At 56.3% G+C, this 21,508-nt stretch carries 18 protein-coding genes; 11 read left to right on the forward strand and 7 right to left on the reverse strand.

Annotated elements, in window-relative coordinates; all coding sequences use genetic code 11:
- The first annotated feature begins 91 nt into the window (after positions 1–91).
- The 4 genes from NST26_RS31115 to NST26_RS31130 all read left to right on the forward strand — a co-directional run bounded on the left by NST26_RS31115 (position 92) and on the right by NST26_RS31130 (position 5,193).
- Positions 92–2,236 carry a bifunctional diguanylate cyclase/phosphodiesterase gene (locus NST26_RS31115; protein WP_051478262.1) on the forward strand — a complete coding sequence of 715 codons (2,145 nt, stop codon included), beginning with the start codon at positions 92–94 and terminating at the stop codon, positions 2,234–2,236.
- A gap of 83 nt (positions 2,237–2,319) precedes the next feature.
- Entirely contained in the window at positions 2,320–2,628 is a 309-nt protein-coding gene (locus tag NST26_RS31120; RefSeq protein WP_036728227.1) for a hypothetical protein, read from the forward strand.
- Between the two features lie 393 nt (positions 2,629–3,021).
- Positions 3,022–3,498 carry a DsrE/DsrF/DrsH-like family protein gene (locus NST26_RS31125; protein WP_076080972.1) on the forward strand — a complete coding sequence of 159 codons (477 nt, stop codon included), beginning with the start codon at positions 3,022–3,024 and terminating at the stop codon, positions 3,496–3,498.
- Between the two features lie 180 nt (positions 3,499–3,678).
- Positions 3,679–5,193 (forward strand): aminotransferase class V-fold PLP-dependent enzyme, encoded by a 1,515-nt coding sequence (locus tag NST26_RS31130; RefSeq protein WP_036728224.1) that lies wholly within the window; start codon positions 3,679–3,681, stop codon positions 5,191–5,193.
- Here NST26_RS31130 and NST26_RS31135 read toward each other — a convergent pair.
- The gene (locus NST26_RS31135; RefSeq protein ID WP_036728222.1) at positions 5,179–5,817 is read right to left on the reverse strand and encodes a TVP38/TMEM64 family protein; all 639 of its coding nucleotides are present in this window, start codon (positions 5,815–5,817) and stop codon (positions 5,179–5,181) included. The genes NST26_RS31130 and NST26_RS31135 overlap by 15 nt on opposite strands.
- A gap of 108 nt (positions 5,818–5,925) precedes the next feature.
- Here NST26_RS31135 and NST26_RS31140 point away from each other — a divergent pair, with 108 nt between their 5' ends.
- The 6 genes from NST26_RS31140 to NST26_RS31165 all read left to right on the forward strand — a co-directional run bounded on the left by NST26_RS31140 (position 5,926) and on the right by NST26_RS31165 (position 12,226).
- Positions 5,926–9,045 carry an ATP-binding protein gene (locus NST26_RS31140; protein WP_340957448.1) on the forward strand — a complete coding sequence of 1,040 codons (3,120 nt, stop codon included), beginning with the start codon at positions 5,926–5,928 and terminating at the stop codon, positions 9,043–9,045.
- A 2-nt stretch (positions 9,046–9,047) separates the two neighbouring features.
- A complete protein-coding gene (locus NST26_RS31145) occupies positions 9,048–10,175 on the forward strand; it encodes a response regulator (protein WP_340957447.1) in 1,128 nt (375 codons plus the stop codon).
- Positions 10,176–10,259: 84 nt separating this feature from the next.
- Complete coding sequence (locus tag NST26_RS31150) at positions 10,260–10,457, forward strand: hypothetical protein (protein WP_036728216.1); 198 nt, start codon at positions 10,260–10,262, stop codon at positions 10,455–10,457.
- On the forward strand, positions 10,450–11,025 hold the full coding sequence (locus NST26_RS31155; RefSeq protein ID WP_340980618.1) for a zeta toxin family protein: 576 nt from the start codon (positions 10,450–10,452) through the stop codon (positions 11,023–11,025). The genes NST26_RS31150 and NST26_RS31155 overlap by 8 nt, the downstream gene beginning before the upstream one ends.
- A 138-nt stretch (positions 11,026–11,163) precedes the next feature.
- A complete protein-coding gene (locus NST26_RS31160) occupies positions 11,164–11,841 on the forward strand; it encodes a cohesin domain-containing protein (RefSeq protein WP_340980620.1) in 678 nt (225 codons plus the stop codon).
- 73 nt (positions 11,842–11,914) lie between these two features.
- On the forward strand, positions 11,915–12,226 hold the full coding sequence (locus NST26_RS31165) for a GNAT family N-acetyltransferase (protein WP_340980621.1): 312 nt from the start codon (positions 11,915–11,917) through the stop codon (positions 12,224–12,226).
- A 7-nt stretch (positions 12,227–12,233) separates the two neighbouring features.
- Here NST26_RS31165 and NST26_RS31170 read toward each other — a convergent pair whose 3' ends face one another.
- From NST26_RS31170 to NST26_RS31185, 4 genes are read right to left on the reverse strand one after another with little or no spacing between them, the layout of a single operon-like run.
- Positions 12,234–12,470, reverse strand: a complete 237-nt coding sequence (locus NST26_RS31170; protein ID WP_340980622.1) for a hypothetical protein — start codon at positions 12,468–12,470, stop codon at positions 12,234–12,236.
- Position 12,471: 1 nt separating this feature from the next.
- On the reverse strand, positions 12,472–13,899 hold the full coding sequence (gene hydA, locus NST26_RS31175; protein WP_340980623.1) for a dihydropyrimidinase: 1,428 nt from the start codon (positions 13,897–13,899) through the stop codon (positions 12,472–12,474).
- A gap of 1 nt (position 13,900) precedes the next feature.
- Complete coding sequence (gene preA / locus NST26_RS31180) at positions 13,901–15,190, reverse strand: NAD-dependent dihydropyrimidine dehydrogenase subunit PreA (protein WP_036728203.1); 1,290 nt, start codon at positions 15,188–15,190, stop codon at positions 13,901–13,903.
- Between the two features lie 31 nt (positions 15,191–15,221).
- Positions 15,222–16,613 carry an NAD(P)-dependent oxidoreductase gene (locus NST26_RS31185; RefSeq protein WP_339252039.1) on the reverse strand — a complete coding sequence of 464 codons (1,392 nt, stop codon included), beginning with the start codon at positions 16,611–16,613 and terminating at the stop codon, positions 15,222–15,224.
- A gap of 304 nt (positions 16,614–16,917) precedes the next feature.
- Here NST26_RS31185 and NST26_RS31190 point away from each other — a divergent pair, with 304 nt between their 5' ends.
- Entirely contained in the window at positions 16,918–18,606 is a 1,689-nt protein-coding gene (locus NST26_RS31190; protein WP_340980625.1) for a PucR family transcriptional regulator, read from the forward strand.
- Here NST26_RS31190 and NST26_RS31195 read toward each other — a convergent pair.
- Both NST26_RS31195 and NST26_RS31200 read right to left on the reverse strand, forming a co-directional pair.
- Positions 18,572–19,939 carry an aspartate aminotransferase family protein gene (locus NST26_RS31195; RefSeq protein ID WP_340980627.1) on the reverse strand — a complete coding sequence of 456 codons (1,368 nt, stop codon included), beginning with the start codon at positions 19,937–19,939 and terminating at the stop codon, positions 18,572–18,574. The genes NST26_RS31190 and NST26_RS31195 overlap by 35 nt on opposite strands.
- A gap of 30 nt (positions 19,940–19,969) precedes the next feature.
- Positions 19,970–21,433, reverse strand: coding sequence for a CoA-acylating methylmalonate-semialdehyde dehydrogenase (locus NST26_RS31200; RefSeq protein WP_339252045.1), 1,464 nt, complete (start codon positions 21,431–21,433; stop codon positions 19,970–19,972).
- Positions 21,434–21,508 lie beyond the last annotated feature (75 nt).

Raw genomic sequence — 21,508 nt, forward strand, 5'->3', positions numbered from 1 at the left:
ACATTTATCGACATTTCCCTGCGGTCTAGGAACCGCTTATTATACACTTTGACATCTGCGGCTTTTATTTTTCCGGTATCGGGGGCAATCCATGGCTTTCCTTAGTAAAAAGCCTTTAAGCATCATCATCGGCTTCATCATCATCCTGCAGCTCTGCCTGTTCTATTATTATTCCGTATCCCTGGCCCGGGAATATAGAGCCGAGAAGGCGGATCTGGCCTCACAGGCGGTCATGCTGGCCTCGAACATCGAAGAGCGGGTGGCCATTGTGAAAGGGGTCAGCTCCTTTATCCAAACCGTCGGCTTCGATGCCGATCCCGCACTAATCCAGAGCTACCTGGTCACCGCACACGCCAAGAACACCAGCAATGTCACGAATATCATGATCGCTCCGGATGGTCTGATCCGCTACCTCTACCCGCTTGAAGGTAATTCGTCACTGCTAGGCAGAAGCCTGCTGCTGGATTCCTCCCTGGCCTCTCCCGGCATGATCCAAGAAACGCTCCGCTCCCGCAGCATTACAATAGACGGTCCGCGCACACTTGCCCAGGGCGGCTATGGCATGGTGATCCGGCAGGCCATCTATAAGGATAACTCTCTGGAGGGCATCGTCTCCGTCACCGTAAAGATGGATAATATCGTTAACCAGCTTGTATATAAGGACAGCAAAATATCTGTCACCACCAAGGATCATACCTTCCTGTTCGGCAATGAAGCCCATTCGAAGGACCCGCAGCTTACGGTTCCCGTGAACACCTATAATCAGCACTGGCTGATGGGTACTTCCATGCAACCGCATAAGAAATGGCAGGTGCTGCTCAGCGTACTGTGGATCGATATTGCTTTTCTGCTGGTGATTGCCTTTATTCTATATATTTTCTGGTATCAGAGCCGCTTCAACCGTGAGCTGGAACGGGTGGTCAGCATCCGGACCCGGGACCTGCGTATTTCCAAGCGTCTCTATGAAAAGCTTGCGCACTACGACAGTCTGACGGAGATCCCCAACCGGCGGTTCTTCATGGACGAATTTGAGCGTCTGCTGCAGAGCTCGGAGCCCACACAGACCTATAGCTTATTCTTTTTCGACCTGAACCGGTTCAAGGAGATCAACGATACGCTTGGCCACTCTACGGGGGATCAGGTGATCAAGACCCTGGCCGGACGGCTCAAATCCGGGAGCCTGCCCTTCAAGCTGTTCGCCCGTACCGGCGGAGATGAATTCGTGATGATCTTCGCGGGTCTGCCGCACACGGATATTCCTGTGATCGCCGGGCGGATCAGCACGCTGATCTCACAGACCCTCCTGATCTCGGGAGCGCATCTGAGCCTGTCCACCAGCATTGGCATCTCCCTGTACCCCGAGCATTCGCAGAATACGGACGATCTGCTGAAATTCGCCGATATGTCGATGTATCAGGCCAAGTCGCAGGAGGACACCAATTACTTCATCTTCGACTGGGAGCTGCGCGAGAAGCTGGAGCAGAAGACGATGATCGCCAAATATCTGCACTCCGCCCTGGAACGGGAAGAATTCGTGCTTTATTATCAACCCCAGATCAACGCCATCACAGGCGAAATGATCGGCATAGAGGCGCTGATCCGCTGGAATCACCCCGAGAAGGGGCTGATTGGACCAGGGACGTTCATCACTGCCGTTGAAGAAGCCGGACTGATGATCCAGCTCACCGATTGGGTGCTGCGCGAGGTGTGCCGCCAGCTCTGCGAGTGGCGCAGCCTGGGGATGCCGCTGCTGCGGACCTCAATCAATATCTCCAACAGCTGGTTCTACAACCGTAACCTGATTGAGAATCTGTTCGCCGTGCTTGACGAGTACGGGCTGGATACCGGTGTGCTCGAATTCGAGATCACCGAGAGCACCGCACTACTAGAGGAGCATTATCCGCTGCTGCAGCAGATGCGCGATCACGGGATCATCGTCTCCATCGATGATTTCGGTACGAAATATTCGTCGCTGAATTACCTGAAGCATTTTCCCGTGAACAAAATCAAGATTGACCGCACCTTCATCACAGGCATCGGCGTCAGCTCCATAGATGAGACCATCATCAAATCCATCGTCTTCGTCGCCTCCCAGCTTGGCTATGACCTGATTGCCGAAGGGGTCGAGACGCAGGAGCAGCTGGCCTTCCTGGTGCAGCATAATTGCCCGCATATTCAGGGATTCCTGTTCTTCCCTCCGCTTCCTGCCGATGAGATCCGCAAGCTGTTCTCCTGAAGCTGTCCGGATGCTTTGCACGCGGGTATGGGGATCGTTATAATTAGCTTCATCCGATGTTAACCCGAAAGGATTCTGAGACCATGAATAGATTGACTACCGGCGAAATGGCCGGAACCGCCCTGTTTGCGCTGATCCTCGCCCTCCTGGCGTACCGGATTATCCGCGGCATGCCGAAGATGGCCGGAGACATTACCGCCTTCCGCAAACGGACCCTCGTCTGGACCCAGGTCGCCCTGGTGCTTACCGTCCTTCAGCTCAACTTCAAGGCCGGAGACTGGCGCTTCGGCATTATCCTCGGCCTGATCGTCCTGTTCACCGGCAGCATCTGGCTGTCCGCCCGCCGCTATGACAACGCCCGCCGGGCTGAGGCTGAGCAGGGAGAGGAGTAGTGAGGAACACGGTGCGTTTGCTGCGTGGAGCGGGGATAGCTGACTGGAGACAACGTGGAGTAACCCGTCCACCATTCGCCCCCCTCTCTATCCGCATCCAGTAGATTATGTGAGCACAATGTATGCTGTTTTCCACATACATTCTGGCCATACGCCTGCATATGAACACAATGTATGCTGTTTTTCGCATACATTCGGCCATACGCGGTATGTGAGCACAATGTATGCTGTTTTTCGCATACATTCGGCATTCGCCGCTGTACCAGCTTATATTTACGTTTCAGGCTCCTGCCAGGGAGCCTTTTCTGTGTCTTCCGGCCGGGCAGCAGGCATACTTTCCCTCTCCCTAACCATACTAATGACATTCTATGGATACCGATGGAGGGCTGATGAATGGGCAAAAAACTGAATCTGCTGATGTTCAGCGGGGAGTATGACAAGGCGATGGCCGGGCTGATTTTGGCGAATGCGGCCAGGGATATTGAGGTGGAGGTTACGATGTTCTTCTCGTTCTGGGGGCTGTTTCTCGTCCGGGACCCGGAGACTATGACGCTAGAGGATAAGAGTATCTATGAGAAGCTGATGGATGTCATTACTCCCAAGGGACCGGAGCAGCTTCCGCTCTCGCGGATGAACTTCAGCGGGCTCGGCAAGCTGATGCTGGAGGAGATGATGGAGGATCAAGGAGCACCGAAGCTTATACATTTTCTGAAGGGCGCGCGCAAAAAGAACATCAAGTTCTACGCCTGCAAGCTCTCGGTGGAGATCATGGGCTTCAAGCCGGAGGAGCTGCTGCCCGAGGTGGAGATTATCGATGCCGCCGCGTATCTGAAGGATGCGCTGGAGAGCGATATCCAGCTCTTCATCTGATGGCTATGGGCTTTAACCTAATTACGCCACCGGGCATATACTGAGGCAGACGAAGACGGATTGGTTACCCCCGGCGGGCATGCAGAGGCTGCGACTCACACGATACTTGCCTTGCGCAGCACCAGCGCCTGCCGGAATCCGTCTCATTGATAGAGCATTCATTGCCTGGAGGGATTGTCCGTGCTGAGTATCCACCGCGCCGCTGCGGCAGACGCGCCGTCTTCACTGCAAGAGCATTTCGCGGCATTCCGTGAGCACACTGTCGGCAGCCGCCATCTGATCTCCACCCCCTACGGACGGCAGCCGCTGCTGTACGCCGACTGGACGGCCAGCGGCCGACTGTATGAGCCGATTGAGCGCAAAATACAAGAGACCTTCGGCCCCTATGTCAGCAATCCGCACACCGACTCCAACACCACCGGCCTGACCATGACCCTGGCTTATCATGAAGCACGGAGCATCATCCGGCAGCATGTGAACGCCGCCCCCACAGATGCCCTGCTCTTCTGCGGCAACGGCACCACCGGCGCGGTGAACAAGCTGCTGCGGATTATGGGCCTGAAGCTGCCGGAATGGCTGAAGCAGGAAACCCTCTGCGCACCGGAGGAGCGCCCGGTTATCTTCATCAGTCATATGGAGCATCATTCCAATCTGCTGCCCTGGCAGGAGAGCTTCGGCGATGTGGTTACCGTTCCATCCGGGCCAGGAGGAGAGGTGGATCTGCAGCAGCTCGGGGAGCTACTGACGATCTACCGGAACCGCCGCTTCAAGATCGGCTCCTTCACCGCCTGCTCCAATGTCACCGGCATGGAGACCCCGTATCATCAGCTCGCTGCGCTCATGCACCGGCATGGCGGGGTATGCTTCGTGGATTTTGCAGCCAGCGCCCCTTATCAGGAGATCAATATGCATCCGGCAGCCCCGCAGGAGAAGCTGGACGCCATCTTCTTCTCGCCGCATAAATTCCTCGGCGGCCCGGGAACCGGTGGCGTGCTGCTGTTCGACACCGCGCTCTGCACCGGCCGGCTGCCGGATGAGCCCGGCGGCGGCACCGTGGTATGGGTGAACCGCTGGGGCGGACGCCGCTACATCGATGATGTTGAGGTCCGCGAAGACGGGGGCACCCCCGGCTTCCTGCAGGCGATCCGCACCGCCCTCTGCGTGAAGCTGAAGGAGCAGATGAACGGAACCGGACAATATATGATCGTCCGTGAACAAGAGCTGTGCCGGAAGCTGCTCTCGGGGCTGGCGCAGATTCCCGGCTGCTCCGTGCTGGAGGGCCTACACCGTAAGCGGCATGGCATTGTCTCCTTCACGCTGAAGGAGATTCATTACAATCTCGCGGTACGGCTGCTGAATGACCGCTTCGGCATTCAGGCGCGTGGCGGCTGCTCCTGCGCCGGTCCGTACGGCCATCAGCTGCTCGGGCTGAACCCGGCGCAATCCCAGGCATTTATCCAGGCGATCCACGCCGGGGACCAGTCGCTGAAGCCGGGCTGGATCCGCCTGTCCCTGCACCCGATCATGACGGACCGGGAGGTGGAGCATATGGTCTTCGCCGTACAGTCTATCGTCAGCAATATTGGAGAATGGAGCAAGGATTACCGCTACAATGCTGTCACCAATAGCTGGCTTCATACCGGGGAGAGAGGCGTTACAGAGGACGGGGAGATTCGTGAATTATTTGTGCTGTAGCGGCGCTTGGCCGCGCAGCTCCCGCTCCCGCGCCAGCCGGGCGAACCTGGCTTCAATCGCTTTAACCCCCCACAGAGAAGCTCCGATAAACAGCAGCACATAGATGATTTCCGCCGGATGACGGATGAACCGCTGCACATCATTGCCGATGTAGGATACCGCAAATACCATAATGGCTTTGCCGGCACACAGTGCAATCAGATAGGAACGCAGCCGCATTCCGGCCAGACCCGCCGCCATATTAATCACCACGAACGGACCCACCGGGAACAGGCTAAGCAGGAACACATAGCTGAACCCGCTCTGGCGGACCCAGGTCATCGCTTTGGCTACCTTGGGCCGCTTGGCCCATTTGGTGAGGTAGGGATGTCCGGCAATCTTGCGGATAATCAGGAAGGTGACCGTGCAGCCTGCGACCAGACCGATCCAGGAATACAGGAACCCCAGCCATAGCCCGTACACCGCCCCGTTAAGCCCTACAATTGCTATAGTCGGCAGCGGAGGTACGAACGATTTCATGAAGGTAAGCCCCACACCCGGCAGCGGCCCGAACGAGCGGTATTGCTCCAGCAGCTGCAACAGGCGCTCCTCGGTCAGCCATGACATAATATCTATATAGAACATTTCTTCAGCGCTCCTCAAGTACGATCTGGAATTTCAATTATACAACACTTCCGGCGGGAAGTAGAAGGAAGCTGGACAAGCGCAAGCTGCCGGAGATATGATGAAATTATGAGAACATTTGATTATAGTCTGCTGGCCAAAAGAGTGCTCGCCCTGTTATGCATCGGCCTGCTCGCCGCAGTGGCGCTGATCCCCCTGCTCGGCTCCTCGTCTGCCTGCTACAGCCCAAGGTCAGGATGGGCCGATTTATCCTCCTGCACCTTCGATAATTCTGCCGTCTACCCGCTTGAAGGGAAATGGGAATTCTATTGGCAGGAGCTGCTGGAACCGCTGGATACCTTATCCGGAACAGCAGAGGCACCGGCCTATATGTCCGTGCCCGGCGCTTGGGGCCGGGCATCGGAGGCTACCGGCTTCTCCCGCTACGGATATGCAACCTACCGTCTGCTGGTTCAGCTGCCGCCGGAGGTTCCCGCCTTCGCCCTCAAGGTGAGCAATATCCGCAATGCCAGCGAAGTATATGTAAATGGCGAGCGGCTGGGCGGAAGCGGAACGCCGGGGGAATCCCGGGAGACCACCAAGCCGCGCAATCATCCGTATTCCCTGATTTTTCACAGCAAGGATAACCTGGCGGAGATTCTGATACATACATCCAATTTCACTTATTCAAACGGAGGCATTGCGGAGCCTATCCGGATCGGCACGCCTGCTGCTATAGCTGCCATCGACCAGCGGAACCGGACCTACGACACTTTGCTGGTGGCAGGCTTTGCTTTTATCGGCTGCTATTTCATCGGCCAGGGCTTGCAGCGCAAAGAGGACAAGTCTTCGCTCCAGCTGGCTGTCTACTGCTTCGTGATCGCCCTCTACATGCTGACTCACAGTGAGAAGCTGCTCTTCGAGTACCTTCCATCCCTCTCCTATGAAGGATTCAGCAAGCTGCAGGCGGTGTCGGGTGTAGTCGGGTTCTATTGCGTGTCCAGCTATACCCATTCTTTGTTTCCCGCACTGTATTCCCGGCTCTTCAAGCGGATCTGCTTCGTATATGCCTTGTGCTTCTGCACCATTGTACTGTTCACCACACTGCCTGTATATTCGCGGATTACAGGGGTCCTGCTGGCCTTCAGCTTCATCTCTGTCTGCTATACCTTCTATGTCATGGTCAAGGCTGCCTGGCTGAGGGAGACCGGTTCTAACTATCTGCTGATCGGTGTGATTGCCGCAGTCATGTTCACCTTATCCTTAGCCAGCAATCTGTTCTTCGGTACCGAACTCTACGCTGTTCCGCCGGTAGCCGGTCCGATCTTCATTCTTGCCGAAGGGCTGTTCCTGTCTGCGCGCCACGCCCATGCCTACGAGACCATTAAGCAGCTGTCCCGGCAGTTGGAGCGCAAGGACAGGGATAAGGATGAGTTCCTGCTGAAGACCTCCGCCGAGCTGCGTATGCCGCTGAATGCCATCATTAACGTGGCTTTATCCATGCATGAGGGAGCCGGAGGACCGCTAAGCCCGTCCCAGCGGGAGGATATGCGGCTGATTCTCGGTACTGGCAGAAGGCTGGCCTTCCTGGTCAGGGATATTCTCGATTATGAGCAGATCAAGCGCCAGCGCATCACCCTGCAATGGGGGACCGTCGATGTCCAGGGGGTGGCAGCCATTGTCATTGAGGTCTTCCAGTTCCTGAACAAGAAGGGCAGCATCCGCATCAAAAATCACATCCCGCCGGGCCGCTTCCTGGTCCAGGCTGATGAACAGCGGCTGATGCAGATCCTCTATAGCCTGCTGGATAATGCACTGAAATTCACGGACCGCGGCAGCGTGGTCATCGAGGCCGCCTGGCAGGAGGAGTTCCTCTCCATTGCCGTCACCGATACCGGAAAGGGCATTCCCGAGGATCAGCTGGAGTGTATCTTCCATGACTATGAGCAGCTGAGCGAGGCCGATTCCCTTGAGACCGGAGGCCTCGGGCTGAGCCTTGCGATCAGCCGTAAGCTGGTAGAGCTGCATGGCGGGAGCATCTCCGTCTCTTCCCGGGTTGGCCGGGGCAGCACATTCACCTTCACGCTTCCGGGCAACGAGACGGAAGCCGCCGCTGCCGCCCAAGCCGGAGAACAGGCGCTCTTAAGACAAGCGTATACCCAGCCGGAAATGCTGGATGACCTCTGGAAATACCGGTCGGCTGATCCGCCGCAGTCCAGCGGACAAGCCGTTCCCTATGCGCCGCGTATCCTGATCGTAGATGACGACTATGCCAGCCTGAAGGCTCTGACCAACCTGCTGTCGCTGGAGAATTACAGCATCGCAAGCCGCAGCAGCGGCAAGGAGGCGCTTGCGCTGCTGGCTGTTGACCGTAATTTCGATCTCTGTATGATCGATGTTATGATGCCCGAGATGTCCGGCCTTGAGCTATGCAGGATCATCCGCCAGACTTACACCCCGCTGGACCTGCCGATCCTGATGGCTACAGCCGGGCAGCAGCTTCACTTCAACGAGGCGGCCTTCCGCGCCGGAGCCAATGATTTTATCCATAAGCCTTATATCTGGAGTGATCTTAAGGGACGGGTTAACACGCTGGTTCAGCTAAGGCGGTCTGTCTCCGAGCGGCTCAGCTCGGAGATCGCCATGCTGCGTGCGCAGATCAAGCCGCATTTTCTGTACAACGCTATTAATACAATCATCTGGATGAGTACGCGTGACACCGAGAAGACGCAGCTGCTGCTATACGATCTGAGCCATTTCCTGCGTGGCAGCTTCGACTTCAGCAACCAGGAGACCGCCATTCCATTTGAGAAGGAACTGGAGCTGATCGAAGCCTATCTGTCACTGGAGCAGGCCCGGTTCGGGAAGCGGCTGAATGCCGAGTATCATATTGAGGTTAGTGAATTCCCGCTGCCGCCGCTGATTGTGCAGCCCATTGTAGAGAATGCTGTTCGTCACGGACTGATGGAGAAAATTGACGGAGGAACAGTGATCATCTCCACCCGGCAGGAGGGCGGTGATATCCTGATCACCGTCTCGGACAACGGAAAGGGAATGAGCGATGAACAGCTATCCTCGTGGATGAAGGACGACTACCGATCTTCGCATGGCGAAGGCACCGGAATCGGCCTGCGGAACATTAACCGCCGGCTGCTCACACAGTTCGGGCGCCCGCTGATTCTTACCCGGGGAGCCAGCGGAGGTATAGATGTACTGATAACAATCCCATGGAAGGAGGAGGTCTCCTGAGTATGAGCATCTCTGTAATGGTAATTGATGACGAATGGCCGGCACTGGATCAGATGAAGCGGCTGCTGCTCCAGTGTGAAGGAGTATCCTCTGTCCTGACGTACGATAACCCGCGCGAAGCCCTCGCTGCTGCTTCCGAACTGAAGCCGGATGTTCTATTCCTGGACATCCAGATGCCGGAGCTGTCCGGCCTCACTTTTGCCGAGAAGCTGTTGCCAGTATCTCCGGACACAGACATCGTATTCGTAACCGCCTACCGGAATTATGCTGTCGAAGCCTTCGACTTGTCTGCGATGGATTATCTGCTGAAGCCCGTTGATCCTTCGCGGCTGCTCAAGACCTGGAACAAGCTGCTCAGTAAGCGTCTAGCGCCTGGGGCTGCCGGAGCAGCCGGAGCAACTGGAGCAGCCGGGAGGACAACTGCGTTCCGGCTCCTGGGGGATTATGAGCTAACCAGCCCTCAGGGCTTGGTGAAGTGGAGAACACATAAGGCCCAGGAATTATTTGCGTATCTGTGGATTCACAGGCAGGGCAGTGTCAGCGTGATCCTGAATGATGTGTTTCCGCAGTGGAATTACGAGAAGGGCAAGCAATATCTGCACACTACAGTCTACCAGATCCGCACCACCTTGAAGAAAGCCGCGCTGGAGGACAAGATTGAGCTGACCTTCGGCAGGGAAAACTACAGGCTGGAATCGAGGGGGATTGAGGGGGACATTGAGAAATTCCAGGAAGCTGCGGCGCTTGCGCTGCAAAGCAGCCAGCTAGAGGGTATGCAGCAGGCCGCCGCTCTGTACACCGGTGATCTGCTTCAGTCGCTGGACAGCCTCTGGGTGTATTCCGCCCGTGACAAATACCGCCGGCTGTACCTCAAGCTGCTGGAGCAGCTTACCCTGGGATTGGTGCAGGCTGCACGGCCACACGAGGCCGAAGATTACGCCATGCGCCTGACGGAGCTGGAGCCGCTGGAGGAGAGCTACGCCCTGCGGCTGATTGCGATCTATTACGAAACCGCCAAACCCCTGCGCGCCCAGCGCAAATTCACCCAGTTCAGTGAATCCTACATTGCAGAGACCGGCGACGCCTTGCCGGACTGGTTCGTCGACGAATACCGGCGGCTGGGTAAATAGGGTCCGGGTATTTTCAGGGGGGGAATTGGGTTGTGTTATACTATCATAAAATAAATCCCAATATTCAAGTGAGGTGCTATCCTAATGCTGCCCCAAAGAGAAGAATTACAACGGTTACTAAAAAAGGCAAACCAGCATGCAGTCGCAGAAGCCAAGAAAGCAGGAGCTTCCATCTATTATATAAAAAACGGGAAACGAATTCGTGAAGATGCCACTGGTCAAAAATTCGAAATTACTTATGATGTAGCCGGTAACCGGACTGAGCTTGTTAGTCATGAGTGAATCTAAATCTGTAATGACGGTTTTTGCCGGAACTAATGGAGCTGGAAAAAGCACAATTAGTTTCCAGTTGAGGGACTATGTTGGAACCATTATTGATCCTGACCAGATTGCTAAGAGGATTAATCCGGAAAATCCCAGAAGTGCAGATCTGTCTGCTGGACGAGAGGCTGTAAAGCAAATAAGGGAACTAATCAGTCATAAAGAAAACTTCGCTATAGAAACTACTCTATCGGGAAGTTTTGTCTTACGTCACATGAAGACAGCTAAGCAACAAGGTTATAAAGTCGTCATGTATTATATTGGATTACAGGATGTGCAAATGCATATAGATCGGGTAGCTTCAAGAGTGGAGCAAGGAGGGCATTGGATTGCCGAAAAAGATATCCGCTGGAGATACGGTGAATCCTTGAGCAACCTGAAACCTGCTTTAGAGATCTCAGATGAAGTCACCATTATCGACAACACCAGTGAACCTGAGGTGGTGATGGAAATCCAGAACTCACAAATCGGCTTTTGCAGAGATGAAATTCCTGCATGGGCTAGAAAAGCTTTAGAATTTTATTTGTAATCCCGGCATTTTTTCGATATTTTACGCCATGGTTCGACGTTTATCAGTATTTTATCAGTGACAATTGTTACCATTGTTCATATACAAGATCATTCGTGCATAGGGATGCATCATTATGATGGCAATGGGGGATGTAACATGAATAAAAGGAATAGATTCAAGCGGGCAATCAGAGGGATGAAGGTACTGCCGCTTATGATGTCCATGATTCGTGAGGCTGCAGTGGATACCACCGCTCCTGCGATGTTTGTTGAGGTGACCACTGACAAAGAGGCCTATAATCCGGGGGATGAAGTTACCGTGCTGGTGCATTTAAAAGACTTCGCGCCAAATGACCTTGGCTACAGCTATCTTAACTTCATTATCCAATATGACAGCCAGGTATTTGATAACCTTGAATATACACAGCATTCGGTCTATACGGAAGGAAATTATACGGCTGGCAATGAGGTCGATAACCTGTTCCAGTTCAATTTCCAGAGTCCTGTGGATGGCAGTATCTATCTCGGAAAAAACACAAGTATGCGCGGCATTGATATTCAGGTTGAAGCGGGCAGCGGGCAGCAGGCGATTCCGGCAGTAGATCAGACGCTGGTCACGTTCAAGCTGAGGGTCAAAGAACTTACACTTGCCTCCTCCTCAACGATCAGCCTGGCCAATGAATTCACCAGAATCCGCACCTCTGAAGCCGCGAATAGCATCTATCTCTACTCGCCCGATGTCACAGCGAACGCCCCGGCAAGGATCGAAATTAGCCAATCTCCGTCCGTCTCCGTCTTCTCTGCACTGGAGTCCGTTAACCGTCTTCTGACGTAGCAGTGTACCCTGCAACTGCGGCAGCTCCATCCACATACATATCCCTTACATCATTAGCTGCCGTCTATATTTCTTGTACTATGGTGTATATACATATCCTAATCTCACACTCTGTATCAAGCGGATTGTAATACAGACCAAGGATCGCGGCTACGGAACAATGGCGCTGAAGCTGCTGATCCATTGGGCATTCAATCACACGGATACGCACCGGCTGTGGCTCGACGTTAAGGATTACAATGTCAGAGCGCAGCATGTCTACGAAGCGGCCGGCTTCAAAAAGGAAGGCACCCTCCGCGAATGTATCCGGACGGAGGGTGGATTTGAATCGCTGACAATCATGTCGATCCTTCGTGAGGAATATAAGGGGAATGATTCACTGTAATGCGGGTTCACCGATGAATCTCAGCAGCAGCCTGTCTGCTTCCGCCCACAAGCAGCGTCGTCACATGCTTACGTGCGTCCGCTGTGAGCAGCAGCAGCTCCACCGGCCCGCCGGCCGGCTCCCTGCGGATGAAGGTAACCCTGGCACCGTCCAGATCCTCATAGATCCCGGCCACGGTATAGCCTAGCCCGATGAGATTGTCAATTTCCTGCCGTTCCCGGTCGAACTCTGCAAATGCTGACATCCTAGACCACTCCTCCGCTGATTTCTGCCTGGGCCGGATGGGGAGCTTCGGCCTCGAAGCGCTTGCGGTGCAGGTATTTACCCTGTCCTGCGGCACCGACGAATACTTTGTCCCGGATCACGAACTCTCCCCGGCTCAGCACAGAGACCGGCTCTCCCTTGACTTCCAGCCCCTCGAACGCATTATAGTCCACGTTCATATGATGGGTCTCTGCCGACAGTGTCCGTTCCACTGCAGGATCGAAGATCACGATATCAGCATCGCTGCCCACGGCAATCGTACCCTTTTGCGGGAACAGGCCGAACAGCTTGGCGCTTGAGGTGGCGATGATATCCACGAATTTGTTGAGCGTGATCCGGCCCTTCTGCACCCCTTCGGAGTAGAGGACACTGAACCGGTCCTCGATGGTGGGTCCACCGTTCGGGATCTTCGAGAAATCCCCCCGTCCCAGCTCCTTCTGTCCCTTGAAGTTGAATGAGCACTGGTCGGAGCCGATGGTCTGCAGCGTCCCGCTCCAGAGGGCATCCCAGAGCACATCCTGATTCCACTGTTTGCGCAGCGGAGGAGACCAGACATACTTGGCGCCTTCGAAGTCCGGCTTCGCCAGCGCCGACTGATCCAGCACCAGATACTGCGGGCAGGTCTCGCCGTAGACGCGCAGCCCTTTCTTGCGGGCCTCCGCAATCTTCCAGGCCGCCTCGGCGCAGGTGACATGCACCACATAGAGCTGTGAATCCGTCAGCCCGGTCAAATACGCCGCCCGGCCCGTCGCCTCGCCCTCCAGCTCAGGGGGACGGGTCAGCGCATGATAGAGCGGATCGGTATTCCCTGCGGCCAGCGCCTGGTCCACCAGATATTCGATAACATCGCCGTTCTCGGCATGCACCATAACCAGCGCCCCTTCGTGCTTCGCCGCCTGAAGCGTCTTATACAGAACCCCGTCGTCCGCCTGGAACGTGTTCTTGTAGGCCATGAACACCTTCAGCGAGGTGATGCCCTCCTGCTCGATAATCTGCGGCAGCTCGCTGAGCACCTTGTCATTCAGCTCTGATACCATCAGGTGGAAGCTGTAGTCGATGACCGCTTTATCCTGCGATTTGTGATGCCAGGTATCTACAGCCTGCTGGAGCGGCTGCCCCTTCGTGGTCAGGCAGAAATCGATGACCGTGGTGGTTCCGCCGTAAGCAGCGGCAATCGTGCCGGTCTCGAAGTCATCGGCGGTAACTGTACCGCCGAAGGGCATATCCAGATGGGTGTGGGGATCAATCCCTCCCGGAAAGACATAACAGCCGGAAGCATCAATGATCTCCGCTCCCGGCGCTTCCAGATTCAGGCCGATGCCACTGATGATTCCATCCTCAATCAGGACATCCCCCGTGTACGTATCTGCCGCTGTAACGATAATTCCGTGCTTGATGATCTTCTTCATCTTATCCCACCTCCGCTTCCGAATAAGAACCGTTAACCCCGCTGATGATCCGGCTGCGCTGATTCCAGCTCATCGGGGCCGCTCCGCCCTCCAGTGCAATCATATCAATGGCTCCGTCTGCCGGGCAGACAATCGAACACAGATTGCAGCCCACACAATCCTCCTCACGCACTTGCAGAATCGCCTTGCCCTCCGCATTCGTCAGCATATCGATGCATTGATGAGAGGCGTCTTCACAGGCAATATGGCATTTATTGCAGTTGATACAGTTCTCCTCGTTGATCCGCGCAACGACTTGATAGTTAAGGTCAAGATCGCCCCAGTTGGAATACTTAGGCACCGACTTGCCAATCAGCTCGGTTACCGAAGCCAGCCCCTTCTCGTCCAGGTAATGGTTCAGACCGTCGATCATCTCCTCCACAATCCTGAAGCCATGATGCATAACCGCTGTGCAGACCTGAATACCTGTCGAGCCCATCAGCATGAATTCGACGACATCCTGCCAGGTGGAGATGCCGCCGATGCCGGAGATCGGTACACCGACTTCACGGTCCCGGGCACATTCTGCCACCATGCTAAGGGCAATCGGTTTGACGGCCGGGCCGCAATAACCGCCGTGCGCTCCCTGGCCGCCGACATTCGGAATCGTATTCCAGCTGTGGATGTCCACCCCGGCCAGACTGTTGATGGTATTGATCAGGCTGATTGCATCCGCTCCGCCCTTGACGGCGTGCCGGGCCACCACGGTAATGTCGGTGATGTTCGGCGTCAGCTTCACAATGACCGGGGTGGTTGCCACCTCCTTGACCCAGGCGGTCTGCGCCTGCACCAGATCAGGCTGCTGGCCCGAAGCCGCGCCCATGCCGCGTTCAGCCATGCCGTGCGGACAGCCGAAGTTCAGCTCCAGACCGTCTACCCCGATGGCCTCCACGCGCTTCACAATCTCATGCCACTTCTCCCGCTTCGGCTCCACCATCAGGGAAGCAATGATCGTATGGTCCGGGAATCTCCGCTTCGTCTCATAGATTTCCTTCAGGTTGACCTCCAGCGGACGGTCGGTAATCAGCTCAATATTGTTGAAGCCCGCTACACGCTGGCCGCCAAAATGAACGGCGGCGAACCGGGCCGAGGTATTGATGACCGGCTCTCCGAGCGTCTTCCACACCGCGCCTCCCCAGCCTGCCTCGAACGCACGCTGCACCTGATAGCCTGTATTGGTAGGCGGCGCAGAGGCCAGCCAGAACGGATTCGGTGACTTGATGCCTGCAAAATCAATACTGAGATCTGCCATTGCCATTCCCTCCCCTTCTAAGAAATACGCTTTATACGGCAGAGCCGACTACGCCATCCTGACGGCCTGACCACTGCTTCACAATCGCATAGGCAACATCCTTGCCCTGCTGCGCGGCTGAGACCACCATGGCCTCCCCCGTTCCTGCCCCAAAAACAATATCGCCGGCAGCATAAATCTGCGGATCAGAGGTACGGCCGGTCGCGGGATCAATCTCCACTACCCCCCGCTTATGCTTAAGCCCCAGCGCCTCAATGAGGTCCATCCGCCGCTTCTGGCCGATAGCCACCACTACAGCATCCACCGGGAGCAGGAATTCCGAGCCTGCCACCGGCACGGGAGACAGGCGTCCATCCGGCCCGGCCTCACCGCTCAGCTCCATCCGCACACATTCCAGTGCCGCGACATTCCCCTGCTCATCCCCGACAATCCGCTTCGGCAGCGTCAGCCAGTTGAACTCCACACCCTCCTGCTTGGCGAATTCATATTCAAAATCATAAGCCGTCATCTCCCCGCGAGTCCGGCGGTAGATCATCTTCACGTTCGCCGCGCCGAGCCGCACCGAGCAGGTGGCCGCATCAATGGCCGTATTGCCTGCACCAATGACAGCCACACGCTGTCCCATCAGCTCCAGGGCAGGAATCCCGGTCTTGGTGGTCTCCACCAACTCAATTGCATCATAGACACCGGACAGCTTCTCGCCTTCAATCCCCAGCGGAGGGACGTACCCCATCCCGGCCGCCAGCACAATGGCATCATATCCGGCCTTAAGCTCTTCTATGGAAATATCCACGCCCACCTTCATTCCCGTGCGGATCTCTACGCCCAGCCTCTCCACCTGCTCCACTTCCCAGAGCGAAATATCCTGCGGCAGCCGGAAGGAGACAATCCCGTGGGTATCCAGGCCTCCGGCCAGCGGCTTCGCCTCATAGATCACCACCTGGAAGCCTTCGCGCGCCAGCTCTCTGGCCGCTGACAGACCTGCCGGTCCGCCGCCGATCACCGCTACTTTCTTGCCGTTAGGCTCACCTGCCCGGAAGAGCTGAAGGCCGCTGCGGATCGCCCAATCCGTGGCATAACGCTGCAGCAGGCCAATCTCAATCGGTGCGGAAGCGCCGTTCAGCACACAGGCCCCCTCGCACAGCTCCTCCGTAGGACATACCCGTGCGCAGCTTGCGCCGACCGGATTGGCGTCCATGATCGTCTGCGCCGCCCCTCTGAGATTGTCGGTAGCGATTCTTTTGATGAAGGAAGGGATATTGATGCTGGTCGGACAGGCCTGGATACAGGGCGCATCATAGCAGTACAGACAGCGGTTAGATTCTTCGATAGCTCCTTTGCGGGTAAGCCCCGGCTCTGCCTCGGCAAAATTACGCATGAACAGCTCAGGTGTAAATGTGGTTAACGGTGAAGATTGCTCCATTGGGTACCCCTCCTTCTGGCCAAAGTAGCTTCCACTCTCGGCTTCGATTTATGTTATATAATATAACATTATTACGATGATCGCCTTAATATTTTGCATACTTGTAAGAATTATTGTAGTAAAATAAACTTCAAGCCGATAAAATCGCTAATCGCACTCCAATTTGAGTTAAGTTTCCTGACATATTATATTCAAACTATAGTCAATTCGTTTTTTCGTTACATTAGACAGATTGTCTAATTTCAAAAGTCTATTTTTTACCTGTGAGAATGGCCTGAGAACTATGTTAACGAGGGGGAAGCTTATGGACTTTGAACTTGTATTTACGATCCGCGACGCGCTGAAGCGGCCGCTGTTCGCTGAAGCTGAGCTGATCGGGGGAAGAAACGGCCTGAACCGGGCAGTCCGCTGGGTGCATGTGCTGGAGAGCGCGAGCCTGGAGAGTCTGATTCACGGGGAAGAGATGATTCTGACTACCGGAATGAGCGCAAGCACGGATCTGGACGCCGCCCTGTCCTTCATGCAGAATCTGATTGATAAGAACGCCGCCTGCCTGTGCATTGAGCTGGGAGCCTACTTCAGTGCCATTCCGCAGGAGATGATCAATCTGGCCAACCTGCATGATTTTCCGCTGATCCAATTCGCCCGCACTGTACGGTTCGTCGACATTACACTCGATCTGCATTCTCTCATCATCAACCGCCATCACCGGATGCTGCAAGAGCTGGAGAGCATCTCCCGCGAATTCCACCGGCTGACCCTAACCTCCCAGGGGACTCTTAAGGTCCTGCAATTGTTATGTAAAAGCACCCGCACACAGATTCTCTATATGCAGCTGCAAGGTAAACCCCTCTTCTTCCCCGCCCTCGCGCCCGAGGAGCAGCGCCCGCTGCTGGGCTTCTTCGAGACCTTCAGCGAAGAGATGGAAGGGGTACAGCCCGAGGCGGCCCCCTATATCCGCGAATACGGCCACAAGACCATCGCCGTGAAGCCCGTTGGAGCCTTGGATCAGACCTGGGCCTATATCCTGATGGTCTGTAATCACAAGCCGCAGGAATTCGACTGTCTGCTGCTCGATTCCGCCTCCTTATCCATCGCACAGGAGCTGCTGCGCACGCGGTACATGGAGGAGCGGAAGCTGTTCTCGGAGAATCTGTGGGTGGATGAGCTGGCCTCTGGACGCACTCAGGACGACAACCGGCTCAAGGGGCTGGTCGGCCCGGACTTCAACCTGGTCAATGAGCTGCCCTACCGGGTCTGTCTGATCGAGATTGAGAATCCCCGGGATGTCAAATGGAACAGCTCGGAGAATGACTGGGAATCCATCACCTTCCATCTTTCGCTCATTCTGCGCTCCATCTTCGAGAAGTACTCCCTCCGGCCGTTGATCACCCTGAAGAACAACCGGCTGACCGTCATTGCACTGGATATCCAGTCCAAGCTGCCCGGCAAGCTGCGCCTGCAGCAGGCGCTTGATTCCCTGCAGCATATCCGTGCGGATGAGAAGTTGAAGGACCTGCAGCTCGTCATCGGAGTCAGCAAGTCCCACAAGGGCCTGAAGCATGCTCATGCCGGTTACCAGGAAGCTGTACAAGCGCTGTCCCTCTATTCCTGTTACCAGAAGCCGGTCCTGATGTATGAGGAGTTAGGCGTCTTCCAGCTGCTGCTGAGCCTGAACGACGGCAAGACGCTGGAGAATTTCATCCGCAGCTATATCGGCCCGCTGATTGACCATGATGAGGCGAAGGGCAGCGAACTGCTGCTGACGCTGCGCGTCTACCTCGATCATGACGGGTCGAAGCAGATCGCCGCCCGCAGCCTCTTCATCGTCAGGCAATCCCTCTACTACCGGCTGGACAAAATCACCGAGCTGCTCGGCGAGGACTTCATGCTCCCGGAGAACCGGATCTCCATTCAGGTCGCCCTGCGCGCCTACCAGTTCCTGTACCCGGAGAAATTCACTCTGCCCAGCTCCCGTTCAGCACAGCTGTGAAGGTATCGATGATGAACTGCACATCCTCATCCGTCGAGGATAACGGCGGAGCGAAGGTGAGCACATTATTGAAGCCAGCCACCGTATCGCCGTTCTTGCCGATGATCAGCCCCTTGGCTTTGCAGTCGGCAATAATTCCTTTAACCACACTTAGCTCAGCAGGCACTCTGGTGGCCTTATCCGCCACCAGCTCAATCCCCAGGACCAGCCCGAAGCTGCGGATATCGCCAACCAGCTTATGCTCCAGAAGCCCAGCGAACCCGCCTTCCAGCCTGCGGCCCAGAATTCCGGCGCGTTCGACCAGCCGCTCCTGCTCCAGAATCTCCAGGTTGCGCAGGGCAAGCGCACAGGCAGCCGGATTGCCGCCGAAGGTGTTCACATGACGGAAGTGCCCGTAGTCATCGCTGTTATCCTTGAAGGCCTCATAGATCTCCTTGCGCACAGCGGTAGCCGATAACGGCAGATAGCCGCTCGTCAGCCCCTTCGCCATCGTGACAATATCGGGCTTGATTCCGAAATTGTGATGTCCGAACTTGCGGCCGGACCGCCCGAAGCCGCAGATCACCTCGTCGATAATCAGCAATACGCCGTAGGTCCGGCAGATCTCCTGCACCCGGTCCATATAGACCTGATGCGGCACGATCACGCCCCCGCCGGTAATGACCGGCTCCATAATTACCGCCGCTACAGACTCTGTGCCTTCCCAGACGATCATATCCTCAATCGCCTGCGCACACTGGAGGTTGAACGCTTCTTCGGTCATGCCGGCCGGGCGGCGGTAGCTGTCCGGCGGCGCTACATGCAGGAACCCGCCGCCCAGCGGCTCGTACTTGTACTTGCGCTGCGCCTGCCCGGTCGCCGCCAGGGCGCCCAGCGAGCTTCCGTGATAGCCCCGGTAGCGGGCAATGAATTTATGGCGGTCAGGCTGGCCGGTCTGCTGCTGGTACTGGCGGGCGATTTTGAAGGCTGCTTCGTTCGCTTCCGAGCCGCTGTTGGAGAAGAAGATGACATACTCATCCTCCAGCCATTCATTCAGCTTCTCGGCCAGCGCGATGGCCGGCATATGGCTCTGCGTCAGCGGGAAATACGGCAGGCTCAGCAGCTGGTTGTACGCCGCCTCCGCCAGCTCCTTGCGCCCGTACCCCACATTCACGCACCACAGGCCAGACATGCCGTCCAGGAATGTGTTGCCGTCGATATCGGTAACCCATGAACCGCTTGCGGAAGCGGCAATCATCGGCGGATGCTGCTCACTGTAAGGAGTCATATTATGCCACAAATACCGCTGGTCCTTCTTAACCGCCAGCTCACTTTCTTTGCCCAGACTCTGCACGGCACACTCTCCTCCTTGGCTTTCCTTCTTTTAGTAACGCGCGGTAATCATTTTCTTGCGGGTGTAGAACTCCACACCGTCACGGCCGTTCGCGTGCAGATCTCCATAGAACGATTTCTTGTACCCTGAGAAAGGGAAAAATGCCATCGGCGCAGGTACGCCCAGATTGACACCCAGCATCCCCGCATCGATCTCCTCACGGAATTCACGGACCGCCCTGGCGCTGTCAGTATAGATGCAGGCCCCGTTGGCAAAGGGCGACTCATTCGTGACCGCTATCGCCTCCGCCAGATTCTTCACCCGCACCACTGACAGCAGCGGCGCAAAGATCTCGTCACGCCAGATCTTCATACCCGGTACCACATGATCGAAGATTGTCGGGCCCAGGAAATAGCCGTTGCCCGCAGCCGCAGCATCCTTGCGGCCATCCCGCACCAGCACCGCTTTCTCGTCAAGCCCAGCTTCAATGTAATCAATCGTCCGGTCTTTGTTCGCCTGCCGGATGACCGGGCCCAGGAACACACCCTCCTCCTTGCCGTTCCCGATCTTCAATCCATCTGCGGCCGCAGCGATCCGGCTCACCAGCTCATCGGCAATGTCCTCCTGCACCACCACTACAGCGCAGGCCATGCACCGTTCGCCCGCCGAGCCGAAGGCTGCGGACAGGATATTTTTCACCGCATGGTCCAGATCGGCATCCTTCAGCACGATCGAATGATTCTTCGCGCCGGCCAGCGCCTGCACCCGCTTGCCGTGCGCAGTCCCCTGCTTATAGACATATTCCGCCACCGGCTGCGAGCCGACGAAGGAGACCGCCTTCACCTCCTCATGCGCCAGCAGGCCATCCACCACCTCATGCGCCCCGTGCACCACATTCAGCACCCCCGGCGGGAAGCCCGCTTCTGCGAACAGCTCGGCCAGCCGGTTCACCAGCAGCGGTGTCCGCTCGGAGGGCTTCAGCACAAAGGCGTTGCCGCAGGCTACCGCCAGCGGGAACATCCAGCAGGGCACCATCATCGGGAAGTTGAACGGGGCGATGCCGCCCACAACTCCCAGGGGATAGCGGTACATGCCGGACTCTACGCCTGTCGCGATATCCGGCAGCTGGCTGCCCATCATCAGCGTGGGAGCGCCGGCGGCGAATTCCACGCATTCGATGCCGCGCTGCACCTCTCCCAGCGCTTCCTCCAGGCTTTTACCGTTCTCCAGCGTGATCAGCTCCGCCAGCTCCTTGCTGTGCTGTAACAGCAGCTGCTGGTACCGGAAGAAATAGCGGGCCCGGCGCGGGACGGCGACTCTTTTCCACTCGGAATAAGCTCTGGAAGCTGCCCGCACGGCTGCATCCAGCTCCTCCCGGCTGGAGATCGGCACATAGGCAATGATTTCGCCGGTCGCCGGGTTGAACACTTCCTCCTGCCGCCCGGAGGAGGACTCCACCCAAGCTCCATTTATATAGTTCTTCACCTTACTGGCCTGCCCCGTGAGCAGTGTCATCGTCCGCACCTCTTTTCCTGTGTTCGTCCGCTACCCTAGAAGAGATGACCGCCTTACCAGGCGGCCATCTGCTTC

The sequence above is a fragment of the Paenibacillus sp. FSL R7-0128 genome (assembly GCF_038002245.1).
Classification (GTDB): domain Bacteria; phylum Bacillota; class Bacilli; order Paenibacillales; family Paenibacillaceae; genus Paenibacillus_AQ; species Paenibacillus_AQ silagei.

Bases quoted from the DNA above. Each gene is read 5' to 3' on its own strand.
- NST26_RS31115 (WP_051478262.1), top strand. From the start codon at position 92: ATGGCTTTCCTTAGTAAAAAGCCTTTAAGCATCATCATCGGCTTCATC.
- NST26_RS31120 (WP_036728227.1), top strand. From the start codon at position 2,320: ATGAATAGATTGACTACCGGCGAAATGGCCGGAACCGCCCTGTTTGCG.
- NST26_RS31125 (WP_076080972.1), top strand. From the start codon at position 3,022: ATGGGCAAAAAACTGAATCTGCTGATGTTCAGCGGGGAGTATGACAAG.
- NST26_RS31135 (WP_036728222.1), bottom strand. From the start codon at position 5,817: ATGTTCTATATAGATATTATGTCATGGCTGACCGAGGAGCGCCTGTTG.
- NST26_RS31140 (WP_340957448.1), top strand. From the start codon at position 5,926: ATGAGAACATTTGATTATAGTCTGCTGGCCAAAAGAGTGCTCGCCCTG.
- NST26_RS31145 (WP_340957447.1), top strand. From the start codon at position 9,048: ATGAGCATCTCTGTAATGGTAATTGATGACGAATGGCCGGCACTGGAT.
- NST26_RS31150 (WP_036728216.1), top strand. From the start codon at position 10,260: ATGCTGCCCCAAAGAGAAGAATTACAACGGTTACTAAAAAAGGCAAAC.
- NST26_RS31155 (WP_340980618.1), top strand. From the start codon at position 10,450: ATGAGTGAATCTAAATCTGTAATGACGGTTTTTGCCGGAACTAATGGA.
- NST26_RS31160 (WP_340980620.1), top strand. From the start codon at position 11,164: ATGAATAAAAGGAATAGATTCAAGCGGGCAATCAGAGGGATGAAGGTA.
- NST26_RS31170 (WP_340980622.1), bottom strand. From the start codon at position 12,470: ATGTCAGCATTTGCAGAGTTCGACCGGGAACGGCAGGAAATTGACAAT.
- hydA (WP_340980623.1), bottom strand. From the start codon at position 13,899: ATGAAGAAGATCATCAAGCACGGAATTATCGTTACAGCGGCAGATACG.
- preA (WP_036728203.1), bottom strand. From the start codon at position 15,190: ATGGCAGATCTCAGTATTGATTTTGCAGGCATCAAGTCACCGAATCCG.
- NST26_RS31185 (WP_339252039.1), bottom strand. From the start codon at position 16,613: ATGGAGCAATCTTCACCGTTAACCACATTTACACCTGAGCTGTTCATG.
- NST26_RS31190 (WP_340980625.1), top strand. From the start codon at position 16,918: ATGGACTTTGAACTTGTATTTACGATCCGCGACGCGCTGAAGCGGCCG.
- NST26_RS31200 (WP_339252045.1), bottom strand. From the start codon at position 21,433: ATGACACTGCTCACGGGGCAGGCCAGTAAGGTGAAGAACTATATAAAT.